The 21,210-nt window shown below is 47.0% G+C and carries 19 protein-coding genes and 1 riboswitch; of the genes, 7 read left to right on the forward strand and 12 right to left on the reverse strand.

Annotated elements, in window-relative coordinates:
* The first annotated feature begins 200 nt into the window (after positions 1–200).
* The 3 genes from deoD to NST70_RS15000 all read left to right on the forward strand — a co-directional run bounded on the left by deoD (position 201) and on the right by NST70_RS15000 (position 4,075).
* Positions 201–902 carry a purine-nucleoside phosphorylase gene (gene deoD / locus NST70_RS14990; protein ID WP_013860540.1) on the forward strand — a complete coding sequence of 234 codons (702 nt, stop codon included), beginning with the start codon at positions 201–203 and terminating at the stop codon, positions 900–902.
* A 307-nt stretch (positions 903–1,209) separates the two neighbouring features.
* Positions 1,210–2,409 (forward strand): nucleoside transporter C-terminal domain-containing protein, encoded by a 1,200-nt coding sequence (locus NST70_RS14995; protein ID WP_061574649.1) that lies wholly within the window; start codon positions 1,210–1,212, stop codon positions 2,407–2,409.
* 343 nt (positions 2,410–2,752) lie between these two features.
* A complete protein-coding gene (locus NST70_RS15000) occupies positions 2,753–4,075 on the forward strand; it encodes an NCS2 family permease (RefSeq protein WP_049783543.1) in 1,323 nt (440 codons plus the stop codon).
* Positions 4,076–4,349: 274 nt separating this feature from the next.
* Here the strand turns inward: NST70_RS15000 and pcp are convergent, their stop codons facing one another.
* The 7 genes from pcp to NST70_RS15035 form a co-directional block, all read right to left on the reverse strand.
* A complete protein-coding gene (gene pcp, locus NST70_RS15005; RefSeq protein ID WP_342475413.1) occupies positions 4,350–4,997 on the reverse strand; it encodes a pyroglutamyl-peptidase I in 648 nt (215 codons plus the stop codon).
* A gap of 95 nt (positions 4,998–5,092) precedes the next feature.
* Positions 5,093–6,046 carry a DUF979 domain-containing protein gene (locus tag NST70_RS15010; RefSeq protein WP_342475414.1) on the reverse strand — a complete coding sequence of 318 codons (954 nt, stop codon included), beginning with the start codon at positions 6,044–6,046 and terminating at the stop codon, positions 5,093–5,095.
* Positions 6,043–6,732, reverse strand: coding sequence for a DUF969 domain-containing protein (locus tag NST70_RS15015; RefSeq protein WP_014096970.1), 690 nt, complete (start codon positions 6,730–6,732; stop codon positions 6,043–6,045). The genes NST70_RS15010 and NST70_RS15015 overlap by 4 nt, the downstream gene beginning before the upstream one ends.
* Positions 6,733–7,099: 367 nt before the next feature.
* On the reverse strand, positions 7,100–7,867 hold the full coding sequence (locus NST70_RS15020; protein ID WP_342475415.1) for a 5-oxoprolinase subunit PxpA: 768 nt from the start codon (positions 7,865–7,867) through the stop codon (positions 7,100–7,102).
* Positions 7,854–8,852 (reverse strand): biotin-dependent carboxyltransferase family protein, encoded by a 999-nt coding sequence (locus NST70_RS15025; protein ID WP_342475416.1) that lies wholly within the window; start codon positions 8,850–8,852, stop codon positions 7,854–7,856. The genes NST70_RS15020 and NST70_RS15025 overlap by 14 nt, the downstream gene beginning before the upstream one ends.
* A complete protein-coding gene (gene pxpB, locus NST70_RS15030; RefSeq protein ID WP_017554682.1) occupies positions 8,849–9,556 on the reverse strand; it encodes a 5-oxoprolinase subunit PxpB in 708 nt (235 codons plus the stop codon). The genes NST70_RS15025 and pxpB overlap by 4 nt, the downstream gene beginning before the upstream one ends.
* Positions 9,557–10,256: 700 nt before the next feature.
* A complete protein-coding gene (locus NST70_RS15035) occupies positions 10,257–11,363 on the reverse strand; it encodes an RNA-guided endonuclease TnpB family protein (RefSeq protein ID WP_342475417.1) in 1,107 nt (368 codons plus the stop codon).
* An 87-nt stretch (positions 11,364–11,450) separates the two neighbouring features.
* Here NST70_RS15035 and NST70_RS15040 point away from each other — a divergent pair, with 87 nt between their 5' ends.
* The 3 genes from NST70_RS15040 (at position 11,451) to NST70_RS15050 (ending at position 13,565) form a co-directional block, all read left to right on the forward strand.
* Positions 11,451–11,591, forward strand: a complete 141-nt coding sequence (locus NST70_RS15040) for a ribbon-helix-helix protein, CopG family (RefSeq protein ID WP_003352379.1) — start codon at positions 11,451–11,453, stop codon at positions 11,589–11,591.
* A 303-nt stretch (positions 11,592–11,894) separates the two neighbouring features.
* Positions 11,895–13,100, forward strand: coding sequence for an MFS transporter (locus NST70_RS15045; RefSeq protein WP_013860550.1), 1,206 nt, complete (start codon positions 11,895–11,897; stop codon positions 13,098–13,100).
* A 15-nt stretch (positions 13,101–13,115) separates the two neighbouring features.
* Complete coding sequence (locus NST70_RS15050; RefSeq protein WP_342475418.1) at positions 13,116–13,565, forward strand: OsmC family protein; 450 nt, start codon at positions 13,116–13,118, stop codon at positions 13,563–13,565.
* A 202-nt stretch (positions 13,566–13,767) separates the two neighbouring features.
* Here NST70_RS15050 and NST70_RS15055 read toward each other — a convergent pair whose 3' ends face one another.
* The 5 genes from NST70_RS15055 to htpG form a co-directional block, all read right to left on the reverse strand.
* Positions 13,768–14,490: an amino acid ABC transporter ATP-binding protein gene (locus tag NST70_RS15055; RefSeq protein WP_017553175.1), complete on the reverse strand. Its 723-nt coding sequence runs from the start codon at positions 14,488–14,490 to the stop codon at positions 13,768–13,770.
* Positions 14,483–15,142, reverse strand: a complete 660-nt coding sequence (locus tag NST70_RS15060; RefSeq protein ID WP_013860554.1) for an amino acid ABC transporter permease — start codon at positions 15,140–15,142, stop codon at positions 14,483–14,485. The genes NST70_RS15055 and NST70_RS15060 overlap by 8 nt, the downstream gene beginning before the upstream one ends.
* A 65-nt stretch (positions 15,143–15,207) precedes the next feature.
* Positions 15,208–15,975, reverse strand: coding sequence for an ABC transporter substrate-binding protein (locus NST70_RS15065; protein ID WP_342475419.1), 768 nt, complete (start codon positions 15,973–15,975; stop codon positions 15,208–15,210).
* Between the two features lie 116 nt (positions 15,976–16,091).
* A complete protein-coding gene (locus NST70_RS15070) occupies positions 16,092–17,273 on the reverse strand; it encodes a M20 family metallopeptidase (RefSeq protein WP_258921014.1) in 1,182 nt (393 codons plus the stop codon).
* Positions 17,274–17,578: 305 nt separating this feature from the next.
* A complete protein-coding gene (gene htpG / locus NST70_RS15075; RefSeq protein ID WP_342475420.1) occupies positions 17,579–19,456 on the reverse strand; it encodes a molecular chaperone HtpG in 1,878 nt (625 codons plus the stop codon).
* 165 nt (positions 19,457–19,621) lie between these two features.
* Positions 19,622–19,769: riboswitch (adenosylcobalamin (AdoCbl) riboswitch) on the forward strand.
* A gap of 36 nt (positions 19,770–19,805) precedes the next feature.
* Between htpG and NST70_RS15080 the strand changes: the two genes are divergently transcribed.
* On the forward strand, positions 19,806–21,206 hold the full coding sequence (locus tag NST70_RS15080) for a terpene cyclase (protein WP_342475421.1): 1,401 nt from the start codon (positions 19,806–19,808) through the stop codon (positions 21,204–21,206).
* Positions 21,207–21,210 lie beyond the last annotated feature (4 nt).

Raw genomic sequence — 21,210 nt, forward strand, 5'->3', positions numbered from 1 at the left:
CGTTCTTCTTTACATTTGGCAATCGGGTTTGTGAAATTATTTTCATGTCTGCGTTTACAAAATTTTTCGGACGTGTTATATTGGCACTAGAATTCAAGATGCATCTTGGTTTGACTATCTTTTCGCCTTTTTCAACAATTCAGGCATGCTGCATCCGGCCATTTTTACGGATGACAATTTCAGTAAAGGAGCATCATAAAATGAGCACACATATTGGCGCAAAACAAGGCGAGATTGCTGACACAATTCTGTTGCCGGGAGACCCGCTCAGGGCGAAGTATATTGCGGAAAATTTCCTTGAGAACGCGGTATGCTATAACGAAGTGAGAAATATGTTCGGATTTACGGGAACGTATAAAGGCAAAAAAGTATCGGTCCAAGGCACAGGCATGGGCATTCCTTCCATTTCGATTTATATCACGGAACTGATGAAGGATTACGGTGTGCAAAATTTAATTCGTGTCGGGACATGCGGCGGCATTCAAAAAGATGTCAAAATCCGCGATGTCATTCTAGCCATGGGGGCATCGACCGACTCCCAAATCAACCGGAAAATTTTCGGTGCAATGGATTACGCACCGCTGGCAAATTTTGACTTGCTGAAAAGCGCATACGAAAGTGGCGTGGAAAAAGGATTGAATTTGAAAGCCGGCAATGTGTTCAGTGCAGATTTATTCTATGATGACTACGCTGACCACGAAAAATGGGCACAATACGGCATTTTGGCCGTAGAAATGGAAACTGCAGCCCTTTACACGCTGGCAGCCAAATATGGCAGAAAAGCACTGGCAATTTTAACGGTCAGCGACCACCTGTTAACAGGGGAAGCGACAACGGCCGAAGAACGCCAGACCACATTCAATGACATGATCCGCGTTGCTTTAGATGCTGCTGTAAAGTAAGCAAAAAATGTTGCCGGCCGGTTTATCGGCCGGCTCTTCTTTTTCCCGGAATCTATTGCCCTTCCTGGTTTTTCTTCCCTTTCCTGTAAACTGAAAATTTAATCTTTGAAAATAATTTTATGTTTGCGTATACAATTGTTCAATTCAGTGTTATATTCACTTTGTGAAACAGAACACAGCCACCATGTTTTTGTATGATTTTTTTCCGAAAACATTTGAAGTTTCAGATGTAACCGGAAGCGTACAAGGGACATGCTGAAAGCTTCATAAATGTTTTGTTTATCTTAATGGAAAGAAGGTCTGTGCCATGTTCGGATATTTGCTTCTCAACATCGTTGGCATTTTGGTATTTATTGGCGTCGCTTATTTATTGTCAAAGGATAGAAAGAATATTCATTGGAAATCCATTTCCGTGATGGTTATCCTCAATATTTTCCTGGCCTGGTTTTTAATCCGTTTTCCGGTAGGGCGCGCCATGGTGCATGGGGCAGCATACGGTTTTAACTGGCTCGTGCAGACGGCTTACGACGGCATCGGGTTTGCATTTTCCAGCTGGGTGCATGTCAAACAAATGGACTTTTTCGTCAGTGCGTTGCTTCCGATCCTGCTCGTCGTTCCTTTATTTGACATTTTAACTTATTTCAATGTATTGCCTTGGATTATCGGCAAACTCGGATGGATTTTGTCCAAAATTACCGGCCAGCCGAAATTCGAGTCGTTTTTCTCTGTTGAAATGATGTTTCTGGGCAATACGGAAGCGTTGGCGGTTTCCAGCCTGCAAATTAAAAAGAACAGCCCGGAGCGGAATTTAACGCTGGCGATGATGTCGATGAGCTGCATTACCGCGGCTATTGTCGGGGCCTATACACAAATGGTGCCGGGACAGTTTGTGCTCTCTGCAATTCCGCTCAATATTATCAACGCCATTATTGTGGTCAACATCCTGAACCCTGTAAAGATAGATCCGGATGAAGATAAAGTGGTGGAAGTCAAAAGAGAAGAAAAAGAACCTTTCTTTTCTTTCCTTGGCGACTCCATTCTGGCAGCGGGCAAATTGATTTTGATCATTGCCGCTTCTGTTATCGCTTTTGTCGCACTTGCCGCATTGATTGACAAACTTCTGATGCTCATAGCCCCTTGGCTGACACTGGAATCGATTTTGGGCATCATCTTGTTCCCGTTCAGCTTTTTGCTCGGGCTGCCGGCAGACCAGGCTTTCCATATGGCACAATATATGGGGACAAAGCTGGTTACCAATGAATTTGTCGTAATGGGTGAAATTGCGCCAAAAGTCAATACGTTCGCACCACATTTCCGCGCCGTCCTTTGCACGTTCCTGATTTCTTTTGCGAACTTCTCGACGCTGGGGATGGTGATTGGTGCGTTTAAAGATTTGTCGGACAAGGCCACCGTCAACCATATTTCGAAAAATGCAGGCTATTTAATCCTTTCCGGTATCCTTGTCTCACTCATGAGCGCCGGCTTTGTCGGTTTGTTTGTATGGTGATAGGATGATCATGTGTAAAATTTCCCCTGAAAACAGGGCGCTTCGTTCCGGAAGAATAAATATAAAAAAATCCGTGCACCCTTCCTGTTCGCGGCGGGTGCACGGAAAATGGCGGAAAGGCCGTTAAAAACGCGGACTACTCTCTATCTGATGCCCGGACGGAATAGGAAGGAAGGCAAAGAAGCGCCGTTTTTTTCCGCCCCGTTGCTGATTTTTTTCATCTTTCCGCTGTTTGATAAAATCAGTTTCTGTCTGTTCATGCCGGCGGGAGGTGTAGCAAACATCCCGTTCTAAACAGGGCGGTTGCCAATAGAACATACAAATAAAAAGGGAATGAATCAAAATGTCTCATCACCAGCTCTATCATGATCGCACGCTGTCTTCCGGCCGGCCATCCTTATGGCAGGCCTTTTCTGATAAATCCATTGTAAAAAGGGAAATCACAGCCGGAATAACCGGTTTTTTTGCCATTTCGTATATCATCATTGTGAATCCGATGATTTTGGCGGATGCCGGGATTCCCGTCAACTTGAGTGTATTTGCCACCATTTTATCTTCCGTGGCTGGCTGCCTGATTATGGGGTTTTGGGCAAATGCACCCATCATCCTGACGCCCGGAATGGGAGTCAATGCCTTTTTTACGTATACGATTGTGGTCAATATGGGATTGCCATGGCAACAAGCGCTTGCGATTTCCATGCTGGCCAGTGTGCTGTATATGCTTGTGGCTTTTACAAAACTGGGCACAGTGTTATCGGCGGCCATCCCGGCTTCCTTGAAAACCGGCATTACAGTCGGAATCGGGTTGTTTCTTGTTGAAATCGGGCTGGAAAAGGCATCTTTGATCCAGCCGGGGAAAGCTTCATTAATCGAACTCGCCTCTCTCACCAATCCGAATGTCCTTCTTTTCTTGTTCGGCCTTTTTGTCAACTTGATGCTTTTTATCAAAAAAGTTAACGGCGGATTTTTGATCGGCATTGCAGTGACAGCTATTGCCGGCATCCTGTTTGGCATCCGCGGCAGCGAATCCGCGCATGTGTCCTTATCCAATTTTACGGGCTATGGCGCGATTGTTGGGAAAGGGGATTTCTCACACCTGCTTTCTCTCCCGTTTTTGCTTGCAGTCTTTTCCATGTCGATGATCCTTATTTTTGAATCGATGGGCATGCTGGAAGGAATCCTCCCTGATAAAAGGAATTTCAAACGGACTTTCGAAGGGAGTGCTGCGACAAGCTTGATTTCGGGTATATTGGGCACAAGCCCGACCGTTGCCGCTGCAGAAAGCGCGGCCGGAATCGAAAGCGGCGGCAGAACGGGGATCATGGCGGTAACAGCCGGCATTCTGTTTGCCTTATCGCTTTTCTTTACGCCGCTGTTGGGTTATATTCCGCAGGCTGCCATTGCGCCGATTATCTTCATTACCGGCGCAATCATGATGCAGCAGTTAAAAGACCTTCATTTCGATGATTTCAGCAGCTGGTTTCCGGCATTTTTGATCATCGTGCTGATTCCTTTTACGTCCAGTATTTCCACCGGCCTTTCTTTTGGTTTTGTAGCTTGGCCCGTTCTGAAAATCCTGGAAGGGAAGGCAAAAACATTGCACCCTGTAATGATTTTATTAGGGGCTTTATTTCTGATCAACTTGATCTGCAGTGCTTTATTATAATAGGAAGAAAAGCGAAAAACCCGTCAGGAAATGAACTTTCCAGGCGGGTTTTTTTGAGGCGCCGCGATGCCGCGTGAAAACATTTCGGATAGGAAAATTCCTGGAAAATCAAACAGTGTCCCGCAAGCCGGCTGGCAGCGGGACACTGTTTGATTTGCTACAATTTTTCTCCGTTTGTTGCACGCTGACGATCATTGCCCTGCCCAGACACCCCTGTTGAAAACATTTCTGACTGCAGCCCATGCCGTTTTGCCCTTCATCCGTTCGCCCCGTCTTAGTGCAGGGCTCCGCCTGTTTCCACCAGATCTTTTTCGGTCGTGGCGGAGACGGAAACAGCAATTTCAAGCGCTTTGACGATCGTTTCAAGGGACATGCTTGGAGCGCTTGTTTCGGTTGTTTGTTCCGGAATATAAGGCACATGGATAAAACCGGCGCGGGCCGGTATGTTGTTTTTTGCCAGATGGTGCATGACGCCGTAAAACAGGTGGTTACAGACAAATGTGCCTGCTGTGTTGGAGACAGCAGCCGGGATTCCCGCCTCTCGCAGCTGCCTCGTGATCGTTTTAATCGGCAGCGTCGACCAATAAGCCGCGGGGCCGTCCGTTGCAATCGGGTCGTCAATGGGCTGATTGTGCTGATTGTCCGGGATGCGGGCATCATCGATATTTATCGCCACACGTTCCGGCGTGATTTGCGTGCGCCCCCCTGCCTGCCCGACGCAAATGACAACATCGGGCTTTTCGCGTTCAATGGCCTCAGCAGCGATCCGGATCGATTCGTGAAATACGGTCGGCACTTGCTGCGTGACGATACGAGTACCATCCATATTTTTTCCGTCCAATTGCTTGATGGCTTCCAGGGCAGGGTTTACTTTATCCCCGCCAAAAGGATCAAAACCGGTTAAGAGTACTTTTTTCTCCATTTTCCTCTCCTCCTTCAATAAAGTGCAATGATCTCTCGTTTAATCTCGTATTCTCCAAATTTCAAATGGATATAAGCAGGGTAAGGCCCAGCCTCCTATTTGACTAACAGATACATCAATACAATGTTAAATGCAAGTGTCAGCAACGCGGTTGGCACTTGTACACGGATGACATGGTTTTTATCTTTTAAATCAAGCAGCGCAGCCGGCACAATATTAAAATTTGCTGCCATCGGGGTCATGAGCGTGCCACAGTAACCGGCGAACATCGAAAGGGCTGCAATCTGGTCCGCATTGGCACCGAACCGCTCGATCAAAAACGGAATCGCAATCCCGGCCGCCATCACCGGAAAAGCGGCGAACGCATTGCCCATGATCATCGTAAAAAGTGCCATCCCGACACAGAAAACAAACACGACCCAGAAAACCGAATTTTCCGGAATCACTTTTGTAATCAGGCCTGACACCACTGTACCGACCCCTGCTTTTGTAAAAATGGTACCGAGCGTCGCCAGCATTTGCGGAAGGACAACAGCCCAGCCGATTGCTTCCAAAAGGCGCCGTGATTCTTTAAACGTGGTTTGCGGGCGGCTTTTTGTCAGCACCATTGCGGTAAGGATGGCAATCATACACGCCACCCCGAGCGCGACAAGCGTCGGATTGGAAGGATCCAGCAAAAGACGCGAGCCGATTTTTACATTGACAAGCAATTTTGAGCCCAATACGGTTAAAACCGGGATCAGTATTGCCGGCAGAAAAAGCTTGTTTCCCAACCGCTTGCGGCTTTTTTCCCGCTCATCCGCACTCACCCCGTTGTAGCTTCCCTTTTGCAGGCCGCCAAATGCGACAATTGCCACCATGGCAAGTACCATCAACCCGGTGTAAAAAGGCGGGATCACTTTTCCAAATAAGAGCGTAACGGCATAAATCAGGTAAAAAAGGCCGGACGGGATGCGCCTGCTGTTTGCCTGATCAAAAAAAGTGTAGGCAGAGCAGAAAAAGCAAACGATTCCCATGATGATATAAATCCACTCAGTTGAAATGATCATTTTTCCACATCCTTGCTTCCGGTTTTTCCAAGCTTGCGGTCCAGTTTCCGGTCAAAGAGGCGGAGCCGGATGGAATGGACGATAAATACAAATATGGCTGTCGGCAACCCCCAAAGCGCCATCGAAATCGGATCCGCTTTAATGCCGTTTTGGTCAAAAAATCCTTTCATTAAAAGAATGGCGCCGACCGCAACAAAGATATCTTCTCCGAAAAACAGGCCGATATTATCGGCAGCAGCCGCCTGGGCACGGATTTCTTCTCTGTCTTCTTCCGGAACATCGCCGTAATTTGCTTCCGCCGCCCCTTCAGCCATCGGTGCAATGAGCGGCCGCACTGTCTGCGGGTGCCCGCCGAGGCTGTTCAGGCCGAGCGCTGCGGCAATTTCACGGATCAGCAGATAAAACGTGAGGATTTTACCGGCCGTTGCTGCTTTGATTTTGGAAACGAGATGTTTCGCCTGTTCCTGCAACCCGCTTCTTTCCAAAAGGCCGATCACCGGCAAGGTAATAATTAAGATGGACATATAGCGGTTTGTTGTAAAAGCTTCCCCGAATTGCGTAATCAGTTGTTTCAGCGGGAGGCCCGCGATCAATCCGGTGACAAGGCCCGAAACGGTCACAACGACCAGCGGGTTAAATCTGAGTGCAAATCCAATGATAATCAGTGCAACACCGATCAATACCATACCCGTTCACTCCTTTTCTATATACAGATAACCCCCGCCCGTACTTTTTGTTCTGTAATCTTTAAGGCGGGGGAATTCACGTGTGATAGGAAAATGTATAATTTCAATCTGCAGCAGTTCCGCGGTGATTTGTTAAACCAATCGGGCATATGCCGCTGTGCTGCTTGTTTTCTGCCAGCAGTTGGTTGGGCCCGGCTTTGCGAGGGAGGGTTATGAATGTTTAACCCTTGCAGACTCACAAATATATTGGCCATATGCATTGGACCGGTTTTACGCGGAGAGACTGCGATTTTTCGGGATAAGCCGTTGTGCTGCTTTCCTCCCATTCCAAGGGTGGCGGTCGGAATTCCAGTTGGCGCCACCCTGTTCAGCTCAAATGGCTGATTTTTTCTATCTTGATTCCTTCCCGTTCAAGCGACTGGCGGATAAATTCCGCGAATGCAAGCGCCTGTCTGCCGTCGCCGTGGATACAGATTGTATCCGCACGGACGCTGACATCTTCTCCTTGCACGGAGGTGACCACGCCTTCTTTGATCATCCGGATCACCTGTTTTGCCGCCGTTTCACGGTCTTCAATCAAGGCATTCGGTTTGCGCCGCGGTGTCAAAGAGCCATCTTGTTGATAAGTCCGGTCGGCAAAAACTTCGCTCGCCGTCTTTAAGCCGGCTTTCTCTCCGGCTTTCACAAGTTCCGAGCCGGCAAGCCCGAATAAAATCAAGCCGGGGCTGACGTCATAAACCGCCTCCGCAATGGCTTCGGCCAGGTTTGGATCTTTGGCTGCCATATTGTAAAGTGCGCCGTGCGGTTTTACATGCCGGACGGTACTTCCTTCCGCTTTTGCAAACGCAGCAAGGGCACCGACCTGGTAGATGGTCATATCATAAGCCTCTTGCGGGGAAATTTGCATATTCCGGCGCCCGAACCCCATCAAATCCGGGAGCCCGGGGTGCGCGCCGATCCCAATCCCTTTTTCAGCCGCCATCCGGACCGTTTTCCGCATCACAGCCGGATCGCCGGCGTGAAAACCGCACGCAATATTGGCGGAAGTGACCAAATCCAGTATTTCTTCATCTCTCCCAATGGTATAGGCACCAAAACTTTCGCCCATATCACAGTTCAGATCAACGCTCAGCATGCGTGCCCCTCCTTCTCGCCTGATAGGCAATTGTTCCCTTCAACATGCGAATTTGTTTTTCTCTTTCTATATAAAGCAACTGTGCTTCCTGCAACGTTATTTTTTTGAACCTGAGCTTATCACCCGGCTTCAGCTGGGCGAGTAACGGCAAATCTACAAAAGCAACCTGGGCGATTTTCGGATATCCCCCTGTCGTTTGCCGGTCTGCCAACAGGACAATCGGCTCCCCGCCGGACGGCACCTGGATGGTTCCAAAGCTGACACTTTCAGATAACATCTCCTGCGCCGCTTTTACCGCCAGTTTCGGACCTTCGAGGCGGTACCCCATCCGGTCGGAATTTTGCGAAAGGCGGTATGGTTCATGGAAAAATGTTTCAATACTTTCTGCGGCAAATAAATCGTGATGGCGGCCCGGAATGGCCCGGATCGTTGGAAACGGACTGTAATCTGGCAGCATGTTTTTCGATACAGACCATGCCGGCGGGTATTCAAGAGATGCAGCCAGTTGCCTGGAGACTTCCCCGGGAGTCCCGGTTTCGAGCACATCGCCCGCCTGGAGCGCCCTGCCGTTGAAACCGCCTATCCTTGCGCGCAAATAAGTTGACTTGCTTTTCAGCACTTCCGGAACAGATATCCCGCCGGCCACTGCCAAATAGACGCGGCAGCCGGTCCCGCCCTGCCTCAGTCTGAGTTCACTGCCGCTTTTCACTTTCACGGGGCGCCATAGCCCGACCGGTTTCCCGTCCAAAACAGCATGGAACCCGCTGCCGCAAATGGCAATCAGTGTATCGTTCTGAAACTCCAGCACCGGCCCTGTGAGCGTAATTTCCAGTGTTGCTTCATTTTCTGGATTGCCGACAAGCAAGTTTGCGGCTCTGTGGGCAAAAGCATCCATTGCCCCGCTTTGGACAACCCCGTATTTTTGGTAGGGCCGCCCGAGATCCTGCACCGTTGTCAGCATGCCCGGTTTGATGATTTTAATCATGACGGCATCTTCTCCAGTTCCTGGTATTCTTCAAGGCTCACCGGCCGGAAGCGGATTTTGTCGCCCGCTTGCAGGAGGCTTGGCCCATCCCGGTCCGGCCGGAACAGTTTGACAGGGGTCCGGCCGATGATTTGCCAGCCTCCGGGTGTTTCGATCGGATAAATCCCGGTTTGTTTCCCGGCGATTCCGACCGATCTTTCCGGTATTTTGAGCCTCGGCGTTTTTTTCCTTGGCGCTGCGATTTTTTCAGGCATGCCGCCGATATAAGGAAAACCTGGTGCAAATCCGATCATGTATACGGTGTAGTCGCCGGAAGCATGGATGCGGATCACTTCTTCAGGCGTAAGGCCGTTGATGCGGGCAACATTTTCGAGATCCGGCCCGAATTTGCCGCCGTAGCATACCGGGATATCGACTGTGCGCGGTTCCGGGATAAATGTAGGCTGCGCTTTTTCAAGAAGACGGGTGAAATAGCGGGATACATATCTGTAGGGATATTCGCCAAATTTTGCATAAACTTTGAAAGGGTCATACAGAACGGTGACTGTTGTGTAGGCGGGAATATATTCAATCATCCACGCAGGCGCCGCTTTTTCGATTAATGAAACGATCGCCCGGATTTTCCTGTGGTTTGCAAGGCTGATTTCTTTCCCTGCTTCAATCAGGATTGCGCCGTCGCCTTCCGGAAACAATTGAAAATCCATATAGACGCCTCCATCCTTGTATTCATTTAAAAAGATTATTATCATATAATAACAAATGTTTTCTATTTTGTCACTGAAAAAAACCCAGCCGGTAATGCCACAGCATTTCGTTTTGATTTGCTGCAAGAAAGAAGTAGCAGTTGGCTGCTTTAACGTTTTTCGAACCCTTTGTTTAAGCAGCGCAACCGTATCCGGTTTCAAGATTGTTTTTTAAAAAATCTGTCTCCCGGCAAACCGGTTGCGGGAAGCTTGCGGATGGAAAAGCCGTGCTGATAGCAGGCGTTTTGACAGCCATGAGAATAATATTTTGTGATAACTTTGGAAAGTATTTCTATCTTTAAATTATTCACTTTGTAAACATTTATATTTCAAAGTATACACCGGCATTAAGGGATAAGGCAACGATTGCGCATGTGCACGTTTCCCCCATGGTAAACCATCGGACCGAATGCTTGTTCTGACTTTGTAATGTTCTTCGATGGCGCTGCGTTAGAAACGCAAGGGGGCTGCTGAAAAAGTGTGCTTGGTAATCTTTCTCGCTAGGTGCCGCACTCCCTGCAGCATGGGCCCCTATAGTGAACTACCCTCCACTTATCAACCTTACGGTTTGATTGAAGTGGGGGCTTCTCGACTTATCGTTGCTTTTACTAGCCAACGAAAACTGACCGAGCTAACCCTCTTGTTCCAAGAGTTTTGTTACTTATGATAACGCTAATAAGCGTAATCCCTCATTTTTGATATTGATTGCTGAATTGTGATCGCGATCTAATACAAAGCCGCAAGAACATTTATATACACGTTCAGATAATGGCATTTCTTTTTCCTTGCCGCAACATGAACACTTCTTAGTGGAGGGAAACCACTTATCAATTTTCACAAGTTGTTTCCCTTGTTCTTTTAGCTTATACGCTAAGAAAGTAGTGAACATTCCCCAGCCGTTATCATGAACGCTTTTCCCAAAGTGAAGGGCTTGAGACATCCCTTTCATGTTCAAGTCCTCAATCACGACAGCATCAAAGTTAGAAGCTAATTCTTTTGACTTATGATGAAGAAAATTCATGCGTTGGTTCGCCACTTTCTCATGTAACTTAGCCACTACTAGTCGTTGCTTGTTCCAACGTGCAGAACCTTTCTTTCTTCGAGAAAGAATTCGTTGTGCTTTTGCTAATTTATCTAAGGCTTGCCGATAGTAACGTGGGTAATTGGCTTTCTTACCCTGTTCACTCTCGACATATAGACCATCCATAGCAAAATCCAAACCAACAACTTTTTGTATTTTAACTGGACGAATATCTTTCTCATATTCTGTCAAAATTGAAATGTAGTATTTTTTAGAAATAGTGCAAGATTTGATTTTATAATCAGCAGGTATCTCTCTATGCTGTTTCATTTTTATTGGCTTTTTGATTTTTGGCAGTTTGATATGACCATTTTCTAGCTTAATATTTCCGTTGACCATATTAGTTGTATAGGATTGTTTTGCTTTACGATTTTTGAACTTTGGAAAATCCGCATTTCCTTCAAAGAAATTCTTATAAGCAGTCTGTAAGTTCATTTGTGCATTTGCCAAAGCTAAAGAATCCACTTCTTTTAGGAATGGAAATTCACTTTTATATTTTGCAGGGGTCGGAAACTTTTGCTTTTTAAGCAATTCTTTATCATCCTTGAACTTTTCATACGTTTCTTTGCGTTCAGCTAACATCTTATTGTAGACAAAGCGAACACAACCAAATGTCTTAGCTAATAATGCGGATTGTTCTTTGTTTGGTAACAAACGAAACTTGAAAGCTTTGTTTTGCTTGGCCATATCAATTCACCTCACTTTGTGCGGAAAAATTTCGTATATATTGATTATATCGTAAAAAATCCGTACAATCAATATGAGGTGATAATCATGAGAGAAGAGAAAGAACGTGTAGAAATTCGTATGCCTAAGACGATATTAGAAAAATTGGAGCAATATCAAAAAGAAAATGGGATTCCAACTAGAACAGCCGCAATCTTAGAATTGTTGAGAAAAGGATTGGAAAAATAACTTTGGCTAAAGCCAACCGAAATTCATCTCGCACCTTCACATTCCTTGAGGATGGGAGACTTCTTTCGGAAAGCCGTTAAAAAATTGCGCCGGCTGATTTTCATCCCTTTGCCGGTGCTGCACTCTTTGCAGCACGGTTCTGCGCCGGGCACCCCCACCATGCCAGGTGTAAAATGCGGCATGGACATATTCGAAGAAGAGCTTCTGTTATTTCTGGTATAGACACACATTGAATATTCTTGCTGAAACGTTCTATAATGAAGTTACCTGTTTTTGTATGTTAGAAATGGGGGGGTACTTCCTTTGGATAAACCGAAATTGTGGACGAAAGACTTCATTATGATTTCTTCCACAAATTTTTTTACGCACGTTGTATTTTACTTGTTAATGACCAGTATTGCCATGTATGTCACAACCGCCTACCATGCAAGCCAGGGGATGGCAGGGCTTGCGGCGGGAATATTTGTGCTCGCTTCGCTCATTGCACGGTTATTTGCCGGGAAATATTTCGACAAAATCGGCCGCAAGCAGATGCTGGTCAGCGGATTGGTTGTTTTTCTGGCGGTGATGTTGCTTCATTTTAAAGCTGACAGTCTCCTGTTTTTGATGGTTTTGCGCTTTATCCAGGGAGCAATGCACGGCGTGATTACGACAGCGGCCGGCGCCATTGTCGCGGATATCATCCCGAATGAACGGCGCGGGGAAGGCACCGGCTATTATGCGACAAGCATGAATCTAGCGATGGCGATCGGGCCGTTTTTAGGGATTCTGATTACCCGGTTTGCCGATTTTCAGATGATCGTGCTGGTGTCAAGCATCATTGCATTCATCGATCTGATTTCTGCCATTTTGTTATCCGTTCCAAAACCGGCGCCTGCGAATGCACAAGTGAAGGAAATGGCCCGTTTTAAAGTAAAAGATTACTTTGAACCGGCTGCCGTGCCGATTTCAGGTGCAGTTTTTGCGGTTACGCTTGCCTATTCCAGCGTGCTGTCTTTCTTATCTTTGTATGCAAGGGACATTGGACTAACCGGCGCCGCCACTTATTTTTTCCTTGTATATGCGGCAGCGCTCGTCATTACAAGGCCTTTCACAGGCAGATGGTTTGATGAACGCGGGGAAAATGTTGTCGTTTACCCGCTGTTTATTTTGTTAATTGCCGGTTTCGTCCTGCTCAGCCAGGCGCACAGCGGATGGATGCTGCTTTTGTCAGGAGCTTTGATCGGGATCGGTTACGGCACCGTGCAGTCCAGTTTCCAGGCAATTGCCATTCAGCTTTCGCCGCCGAACCGGAAAGCCCTGGCAACTTCGACGTTTTTCATTTTTCTTGACCTGGCAAGCGGATCTGGGCCTTATCTGCTCGGGACAGTTGCCGGTTTGATGGATTTCCGGATGTTGTATCTTGCGGTTTCGGGCTGGGTTGTCCTGTGTATTGCCGTTTATTATGCCGTCCATGGGAGAAAAGCAGCAGCCAGCAAAAACACAACAGCAGCAGAAAGTAAATTTTAACAGGAGGGGTTGCATATGGCAGAACATCATTTTCATTTAAAAGCAGACTGGCCGGGGCTTCGCAATGATACAGGGAACATCGCATGCGGAAATCTGGTGGCAAAAATTTCCATTCCTCCGGAGATGGGCGGTCCGGGTGCCGGCACAAATCCGGACGAAATGTTGCTCGGAGCTGCCGCAGCATGTTATATCATTACGCTGGCGGCGATGATGGAACGCAGCAGCCTGGAGAAAGAAAGTTTGACAATGGCATCAGAAGGGATCGTCGATGTGACCGGCGGCGTATTTACGTATAAAAAGATCATCCACCGGCCGGAAATTGTGCTGAAACCGGGCGCATCCGAGAGCGACGTCCGGCTCGCGCGGAAACTCGCGGAAAAAGCCGAAAAATCATGCATGATCAGCCGGGCCATTCAGGGAAATGTGGAAATGGAGCTTGAAGTTACGGTAAAAACAGCCGGCTGACTGGAACGGCAGGCAACTGTGAAAAAAGAAAAAGGCTGCCCTGCTGTTTGGGAAGCCATTGGAAAAGTGATTTTGCATGTCAGTATACAACATATAGAACGGAAAAAGACGTTGAGGCGGTGTCCCAACGTCTTTTCTTAGCTTCGCTTTTTGGGAGCTGCCTTCGTTTCCAGCAGCTCCTTTCGGTGAACAACTGTGTTTTTTACAATACTTTGTCCAAAAAGTCCTGTGCCCGGGTTGTTTTCGGGCGCGAAAAGAATTCATCCGGTGTGCTGTCTTCCAAAATTTTTCCGCCGTCAAGAAACAGGACGCGGTCGGCCACTTCGCGGGCAAAGCCCATTTCGTGTGTGACGATGACCATCGTCATGCCGGTTTGGGCAAGGTCTTTCATGACGTTCAGCACTTCTTTGACCATCTCGGGATCAAGTGCGGATGTCGGTTCGTCAAACAGCATCAGTTTCGGTTCCATCGCCAGCGCGCGCGCAATCGCGACACGCTGCTTCTGCCCGCCGGAAAGGCTGTCCGGATATGCGCCTTCTTTTTCCATCAGGCCGACTTTTGCCAGCAATTCGCGCGCTTTTGCTTCGGCGGTATGGCGGTTCATCTTCTTTACTTTCATCGGCGCGTAAGTCAGATTGTCCAGCACCTTTTTATGCGGAAAAAGATGAAAGTGCTGGAACACCATTCCAATTTCCGAGCGGACTTTCATTACATTCGTTTTTTTATCGGTGATTTCTTCCCCGTCAATCCAAATCCGCCCTTTTGTCGGCTCCTCCAGGAAATTCAGGCAGCGCAGAAAGGTCGATTTGCCGGATCCGGACGGTCCGATGACAACGACGACTTCCCCTTTTCCGACTTCTGTTGTAATATCTTTTAAAACTTCATTATGCCCGAACTGCTTATGGAGATGTTCGACTTTAATCACTGTATTTCATCTTCCTTTCCACTTGTCTGCCAAGCATGGTGAGGATAAAGACAAGCACCCAGTAAATCGCGGCAACAAACAGCAGCGGTTCAAAATTGTGATACGTTTGCGCGCCGACAACCTGGGCACGGCGCATCAAATCGAGATAACCGATGGTCGATACAAGGGCAGACTCTTTTGTCAGGGAAACAAATTCATTCATCAACGCCGGCAAAATATTTTTCATCGCCTGCGGTAAAATCAAGTCTTTCATCATTAAATAATACGGTACGCCGAGCGCCTGGGCAGCTTCGGTCTGGCCTTTGTCGACCGCCTGGATCCCGGCCCGGATGATTTCCGAAACGTAAGCGGCGGAGTTCAGGCCGAATGCGAGAATTGCGGACGGAAACGGCTGAATATCGTAACCGGTCAGCTGCGGGATGGCAAAATAAATGAGCATCAGCTGCACAATAAGCGGCGTGCCCCGGAAAATCGATGTATAAATATCGCCAATCCATTTTAATGTTTTAATATGTGAAATTTTAAAAAGGGCAAAAATCGTGCCGAGCACGAACCCGAAAAGGATCGCAAAGAATACAAATTTTAAAGTTACCCATATTCCTTTTAAAATAAAAGGAATATAAGGCACAATTTGGCTGAAATCCAAATTCATGCCTTACACCTCACTTTGATTATTTTGAAAAAACAGCGCCCTGCTCAGCAAGGCGCCTGCATGCATTACTGTTTGTCAAGTTTCCATTTCTTTCTCAGCTCATCCAGCTTCCCGTTCTTTTCCGCTTTTGCCAGCACTTTGTTGACTTTTGCCGTCAACTTGCTGCCTTTTGGAAAGGCAACCGCCATACCCGGGGAACTTGAGGTCGGATCATCAAAGCCGGCCAGGTTTTGCTTCTTGATATAACCTTCTGCGACCGATTTATCCAGATAGGCTACTTGAATCCGTTTTGAAAGCAATTCTTCAATTAAGTTTGTGGAGTTGTCCAGTTTTTTGACCGTAAAATTGTACTTCCCTTTCAGCTTGTCCGCGCCCTCTTCCTGAATGGTGCCGAGCTGGACGCCGACAGTTTTGCCTTTCAAGTCATTCAGTGTCTTGATAGGGGAACCCTTTAACGTAACGAACATTTCCCCTGAATGATGGTACGGGGTGGAGAAGTCGACGTTTTTGGCGCGTTCTTTCGTTGCGGACATCCCGGAAAAGACCATGTCAACACGGTGCGATTGCAGCGCCCCGATCAATCCGTCAAATTTCATATCTTTAATTTCGAGTTTGTATCCCAGTTCTTTTGCAATATAGTTGGCGAGATCCGCGTCAAATCCAATTACTTTTCCTGCTGTGTCCCTTGTTTCAAACGGGGCAAAGTCGGCTGAAGTGCCCATGACGAGCGTTTTTTCTTTTTTCGCGGTGCTTTTGCTGCTGTTCGTTTGGCCGCAAGCTGCCGCAATCACCATTGAAAATACAATTGCGATGCCTAACACGATCTTTTTCACAATGTTTCCCCCTATGAATATATCATTCTTGGTAAGTATCTTTATTCAACAAAATGTATTTTAACACGATGCGCAATGTTTGAAAAGATCCTTATTTTAAAAAGGATTGCCATTTTTCAGCTGCTTACCGGTATTTTTTTAACGGTTTCTGCAAACTCGCCTTTTACTTTTTCCAAAAGTTCCCCATTTGTGAGAAGGTCAAATCCGGTCATGGCCAAAGCCAGCGCGCCGCTCGATAAGATCTGATGCGCATTGTCCGTAATCGTCATATCGGCAAATGCTTTTGTATGTGCGACAAGCCCCGGGGCATCCAGGCCGATATACGGGTGGATCGCCGGCACGACATGGCTGACATTGCCCATATCAATGGATCCGTATGAGGTTTTTGGCGGATTGACTTTTTTCACTTTTGTTTGTAAAAGGTTTTCCGTGAACATTTTCGACAATGTCTTGTTGGTGATCATATTGTCATAGCTTAGTTCATAATTGGATATTTGCACGGCGGCACCGGTCATCATCGCCGCACCCTGTGCGATTCTTTTCACCTTTTCAACCACTTCGTTTAAAACAGCGCGTGCTTTGGCGCGCACATAAAACTGGGCTACCGCCTTATCAGGGACAATGTTTGCGGCAATGCCGCCTTCTTTGATAATGCCGTGGATACGGACATCGGAAGTGACATGCTGGCGGAGCGCATTTACGCCGTTAAACAACTGGATCGCCGCGTCGAGTGCGTTAATGCCGTCTTCCGGATTGGATGCCGCATGGGCTGATTTCCCGCGGAAGTCAAACTGGATCGCGTCCATCGCAAGCGACTCGCCGCTTTCATACGACTCATCGGCCGGGTGGACAATCATCGCGGCATCGATCCCATTGAAAATGCCCTGTTCCGCCATCGCAACTTTCGCGCCGTTCGTTTCTTCCGCCGGTGTCCCAAGCACCACCACGCGGCCGCCGGTTTCACCAATGATTTTGCTTAAAAGCAAGCCCGCACCTGCGCTCATCGTTCCGATCATGTTGTGGCCGCAGCCGTGGCCGACACCCGGAAGCGCATCATATTCGCATAAAAAGGCAACTGCCGGTCCCGGTTTTCCGCTGTCATAAACTGCTTTAAAAGCAGTCGGCCTGCCGACAATCCCTTTGTCCACCGAAAAGCCGTGTGACGTAAGGAAATCCGTGAGCAATTTCATAGACTGGTATTCCTGGTCGCCAAGTTCGGGATGATGATATAAGTAGTCGCTCATTTCCCAGAGCTTGGACTCGATTTGACTCAAATGGTGTCTAAGCTGTTCCTTCATTGGATGGCCCCCTTGTATTGTTCGTGTGCGCCAAAGTTAATATTTATAAATAATATGTTATAAATATACATCACCTTTCCCATTCGGGCAACCCTTTTTTTATAAAAAATACAAAAAGACCCCATCTTGCTTTCAGATGGAGCCTTCTTCGTCATATAAACTACTGCTATTCATGAAATGTTCCAGCCATACGGTTTGCAAATGTCCCGGTGCTCACCGGCACGGGCACAGCAACCATGCCGGCCGTCGCGGGGGCCGTAGATTTGCTGGATGTCCCGTGGCTTTTTTGCAATATGCGGGCTTCCTTATGCCATCATTTTGCAAATATCATTTGAAAATGCAACCGGGTCTTCAATCTCGAGCCCTTCAATCAGCCGCGCCTGGTTATACAACAGGTTTGTATAAAGCTTGCATTTGTCCTTGTCATGGGCGAACGCCTCTTTTAATGCGTTAAATACATCATGATGGATGTTAATTTCGAGCACTTTATCGGCTTTCACATTTTGCCCGTTCGGCATGGCGCTCAGCACCTTTTCCATTTCAATTGATACTTCGCCGTCCGTGGTGAAGCAGACCGGATGCGATTTTAAGCGGTGCGAGGCGCGGACATCTTTCACTTTTCCGTCCAGTGCCTCTTTCATAAATGCAAAGAGATCTTTGTTTTCTTTTTCCTCGGCATCGGTTTCTTTTGTGTCTTCCGTTTCAAAGCCGAGGTCGCCGCTTGACACGGACCTGAATTCTTTTTCCTTATAATTCATGAGCATCTTAATCGCAAATTCATCAATATCTTCCGTAAAATAAAGGATTTCGTATCCTTTATCAAGCACAAGTTCCGTCTGCGGCAATTTTTCAATCCGGTCGATCGACTCGCCGGTTGCGTAATAAATGTATTTTTGGTCTTCCGGCATGCGACTTACGTATTCATCAAGCGTAACAAGCTTTTTCTCTTTTGAAGAATAAAACATCAGGAGATCCTGCAAATCTTCTTTGTGCGCGCCAAATTCATTGTACACACCGAATTTCAGCTGGCGGCCGAATGATTTGAAAAACGCTTCGTACTGCTCGCGGTTCTCTTTCAAAAGGTTTGCCAGTTCGCGTTTGATTTTGCTTTTGATATTTTTCGCAATCAGCTTCAGCTGACGGTCGTGCTGGAGCATTTCCCGCGAAATGTTCAGAGACAAATCTTCGGAATCGACCATCCCTTTGACAAAGCTGAAGTAATCCGGTAAAAGATCCGGGCATTTTTCCATAATCAGGACGCCATTCGCATACAGTTCCAACCCTTTTTCATATTCCGGCGTATAATAATCGAACGGAATTTTTTCCGGAATGTAAAGAATCGCATTGTAACGCACAGTGCCGTCGACTTTGATGTGGATATGCTTAACCGGTTTGTCAAAGCCGTAATGCTTTTCCATATAAAATTGCTCATAATCTTCGTCTGTCAGTTCGTTTTTGTTTTTGCGCCAGATCGGGACCATGCTGTTGAGCGTTTGTTCTTCTTTGACCTCTTCGTACTCATCTTCGCTGCCTTCTTTCAGGCGCCTTTCCGTTACTTCCATTTTAATCGGGTAGCGGATAAAATCAGAATATTTTTTCACGATGGCCCGCAGCCGGTACTCTTCCAGGTACTGATCGTAGTCTTCATCCTCTGTGTTTTCTTTCAGCTTCAATATAATTTCCGTGCCGTTGCCGTCTTTTTCGCACGGTTCAATTGAATAGCCTTCCGCGCCTTTCGACTGCCATTTATAAGCCTGATCGCTCCCTGCAGCCTTGGAAATGACGGTAATTTCATCTGCCACCATGAATGCCGAGTAGAAACCGACGCCGAACTGGCCGATGAGGTCATATCCGTCTTTCATTTCATTGTCATTTTTAAACGCAAGTGAACCGCTTTGTGCAATGGTGCCGAGGTTTTCTTCCAGTTCCGTCTCCGTCATGCCGATCCCGGTATCGGAAACCGTCAGTGTCCTGTTTTCTTTGTCCGGGGTAATTTGAATGTAGTAGCTGTCTTTATCAAATGTTAAATTTTCATCTGTCAAAGCTTTGTAATAAATTTTATCGATCGCGTCGCTGGCGTTGGATATCAGCTCGCGCAAGAAAATTTCTTTTTGCGTGTAAATCGAGTGGATCATCATGTCGAGAAGCCGTTTGGATTCTGCTTTAAATTCCTTTACCGCCACTTCGATCTCTCCTTTATATGTATAAATGATGGCAATGCCCCTTTAGCACTCCGAACGCAAGAGTGCTAACATCTTATTTTTTAGCACAGCACCGCTTGTTTGTCAATGAAACAGTGGCAGAAATTGTCCTTTCCAACAGGCAGGGGTTGTTCTATAATTAGTAACTGACATCTAAATACGGGCCTGGGCGATGGAAACAGGTGAAATTCCTGTACGGTCCCGCCACTGTGATGGAAAAAATTTTCCTAAGTCAGATCTTTCTCCCAAGCTGCCGGTTTATTTGAAGCCTACGAGGTATAGGCGAAAAATTTTTGCCCTTGTATACCTCTTTTTGTACAGGGGTTTTTTTATGGAAAGGAGAGCGGTAATGGTGGGGAAAAAATGGTTCGGGATTCTCTGGGGAATTGTTCTTATTTTTGTGTTATCTTTCCCGTCCGAAAGCTTTGCAGCAGTATCTGTCAGCAAAGACATAAAGAATACGGCATCATATTTTAAATCTTCCGCTTTAAACTCTGATTTTGCAGTAGCCGCACTGGCAAAGGAGAATTTGCTAACAGCCAATGAGATAAAGCAGTACCGGGGAGTTTTAACAGACCGGGTGAATGCCAAAAAGGTAACCGGTACGGAACTCGTTAAGACCATCATCGCTCTAAAAGCGATTGGAGAGGATCCGGAAAACTTTCAAAAGCAGAATTTGATCAAACGCGTATACGATACGGCGGCAGAAAGCTCGGTAACCGGATATGCCTATGATTTAATCGCTTTGAATACGGATGACTATGAGATTCCGAGTGATGCACCGAATACTCCTGCTAAAATTGCAGCAAAACTGGTTGATGCGGAACTTCCGGACGGCGGTTGGAGCTGGAGTTCTTCCGCCAAAAATTCGGATGTTGACTCAACCGGCATGGTACTGACCGCACTTGGCACTTATCAGGATAAACATGATAAAGATGTGAACACGGCAATCCGTGACGGCATTAAATACTTGAAGGCAGCAGAAAAAGAAAACGCCAGCTTTGACAACTACGGCATTAATTCGTGCACAACCGCCCAGGCCATCATCGGTCTTGTCTCTGTCGGCGTTGACCCGACAACCGGTGATTTTGTTAAAAAAGGCACGAATCCTATTTCTGCACTCAGCACATATAAAGATTCCAAAAACGGCGGGTACAAATGGCAAACGACAAGCGAATCTTCAGACAGCTTTTCAACAGAACAGGTTTTCCAAGCCCTTGTCGCCTATGACCTTTTTCTAAAAGGAGATACCCTGTATAACTTCAGGAATATTAGCAGATCCGATGCCGGCAGTACGGGCGCAACTGATTCGGATGCTGAAGACAAAGATCCAGGCAAAAGTCCCGGTCACAGCCCGGCTGCAGCTCCTCCGAGAGTGGTTGAAAAGCATACGAAAGAAGTCGTAACCAAAACGAACACCATTACGAATACGAAAGACCATACGATTACGCATAACAACACCACTACAAAAACCAATACGGTGGAAAAACCGGCTGCAGCCAAAAAACAAACGCCGGCAAAAACAAAAACAGCTTCAAATGCAAAAAAAGAGGACAAGCCTGCAACTGCAGCTGCCCAGGCACCCCCTGCAGAAGATGTGCAGCAAGAGCCGAAAAAAGTCGTCATTACCAAAACAACGGGTGTTTCTCCTGTGCACGGCTGGGTCGGTTCCCTTTCTGCGGGTGCAGGCGTCATCCTGCTAATCATCCGTAAAAAATTTCTGGGGGTATGAGCAG

Source organism: Weizmannia sp. FSL K6-0777, assembly GCF_038593185.1.
Classification (GTDB): Bacteria; Bacillota; Bacilli; order Bacillales; family Bacillaceae_C; genus Weizmannia; species Weizmannia faecalis.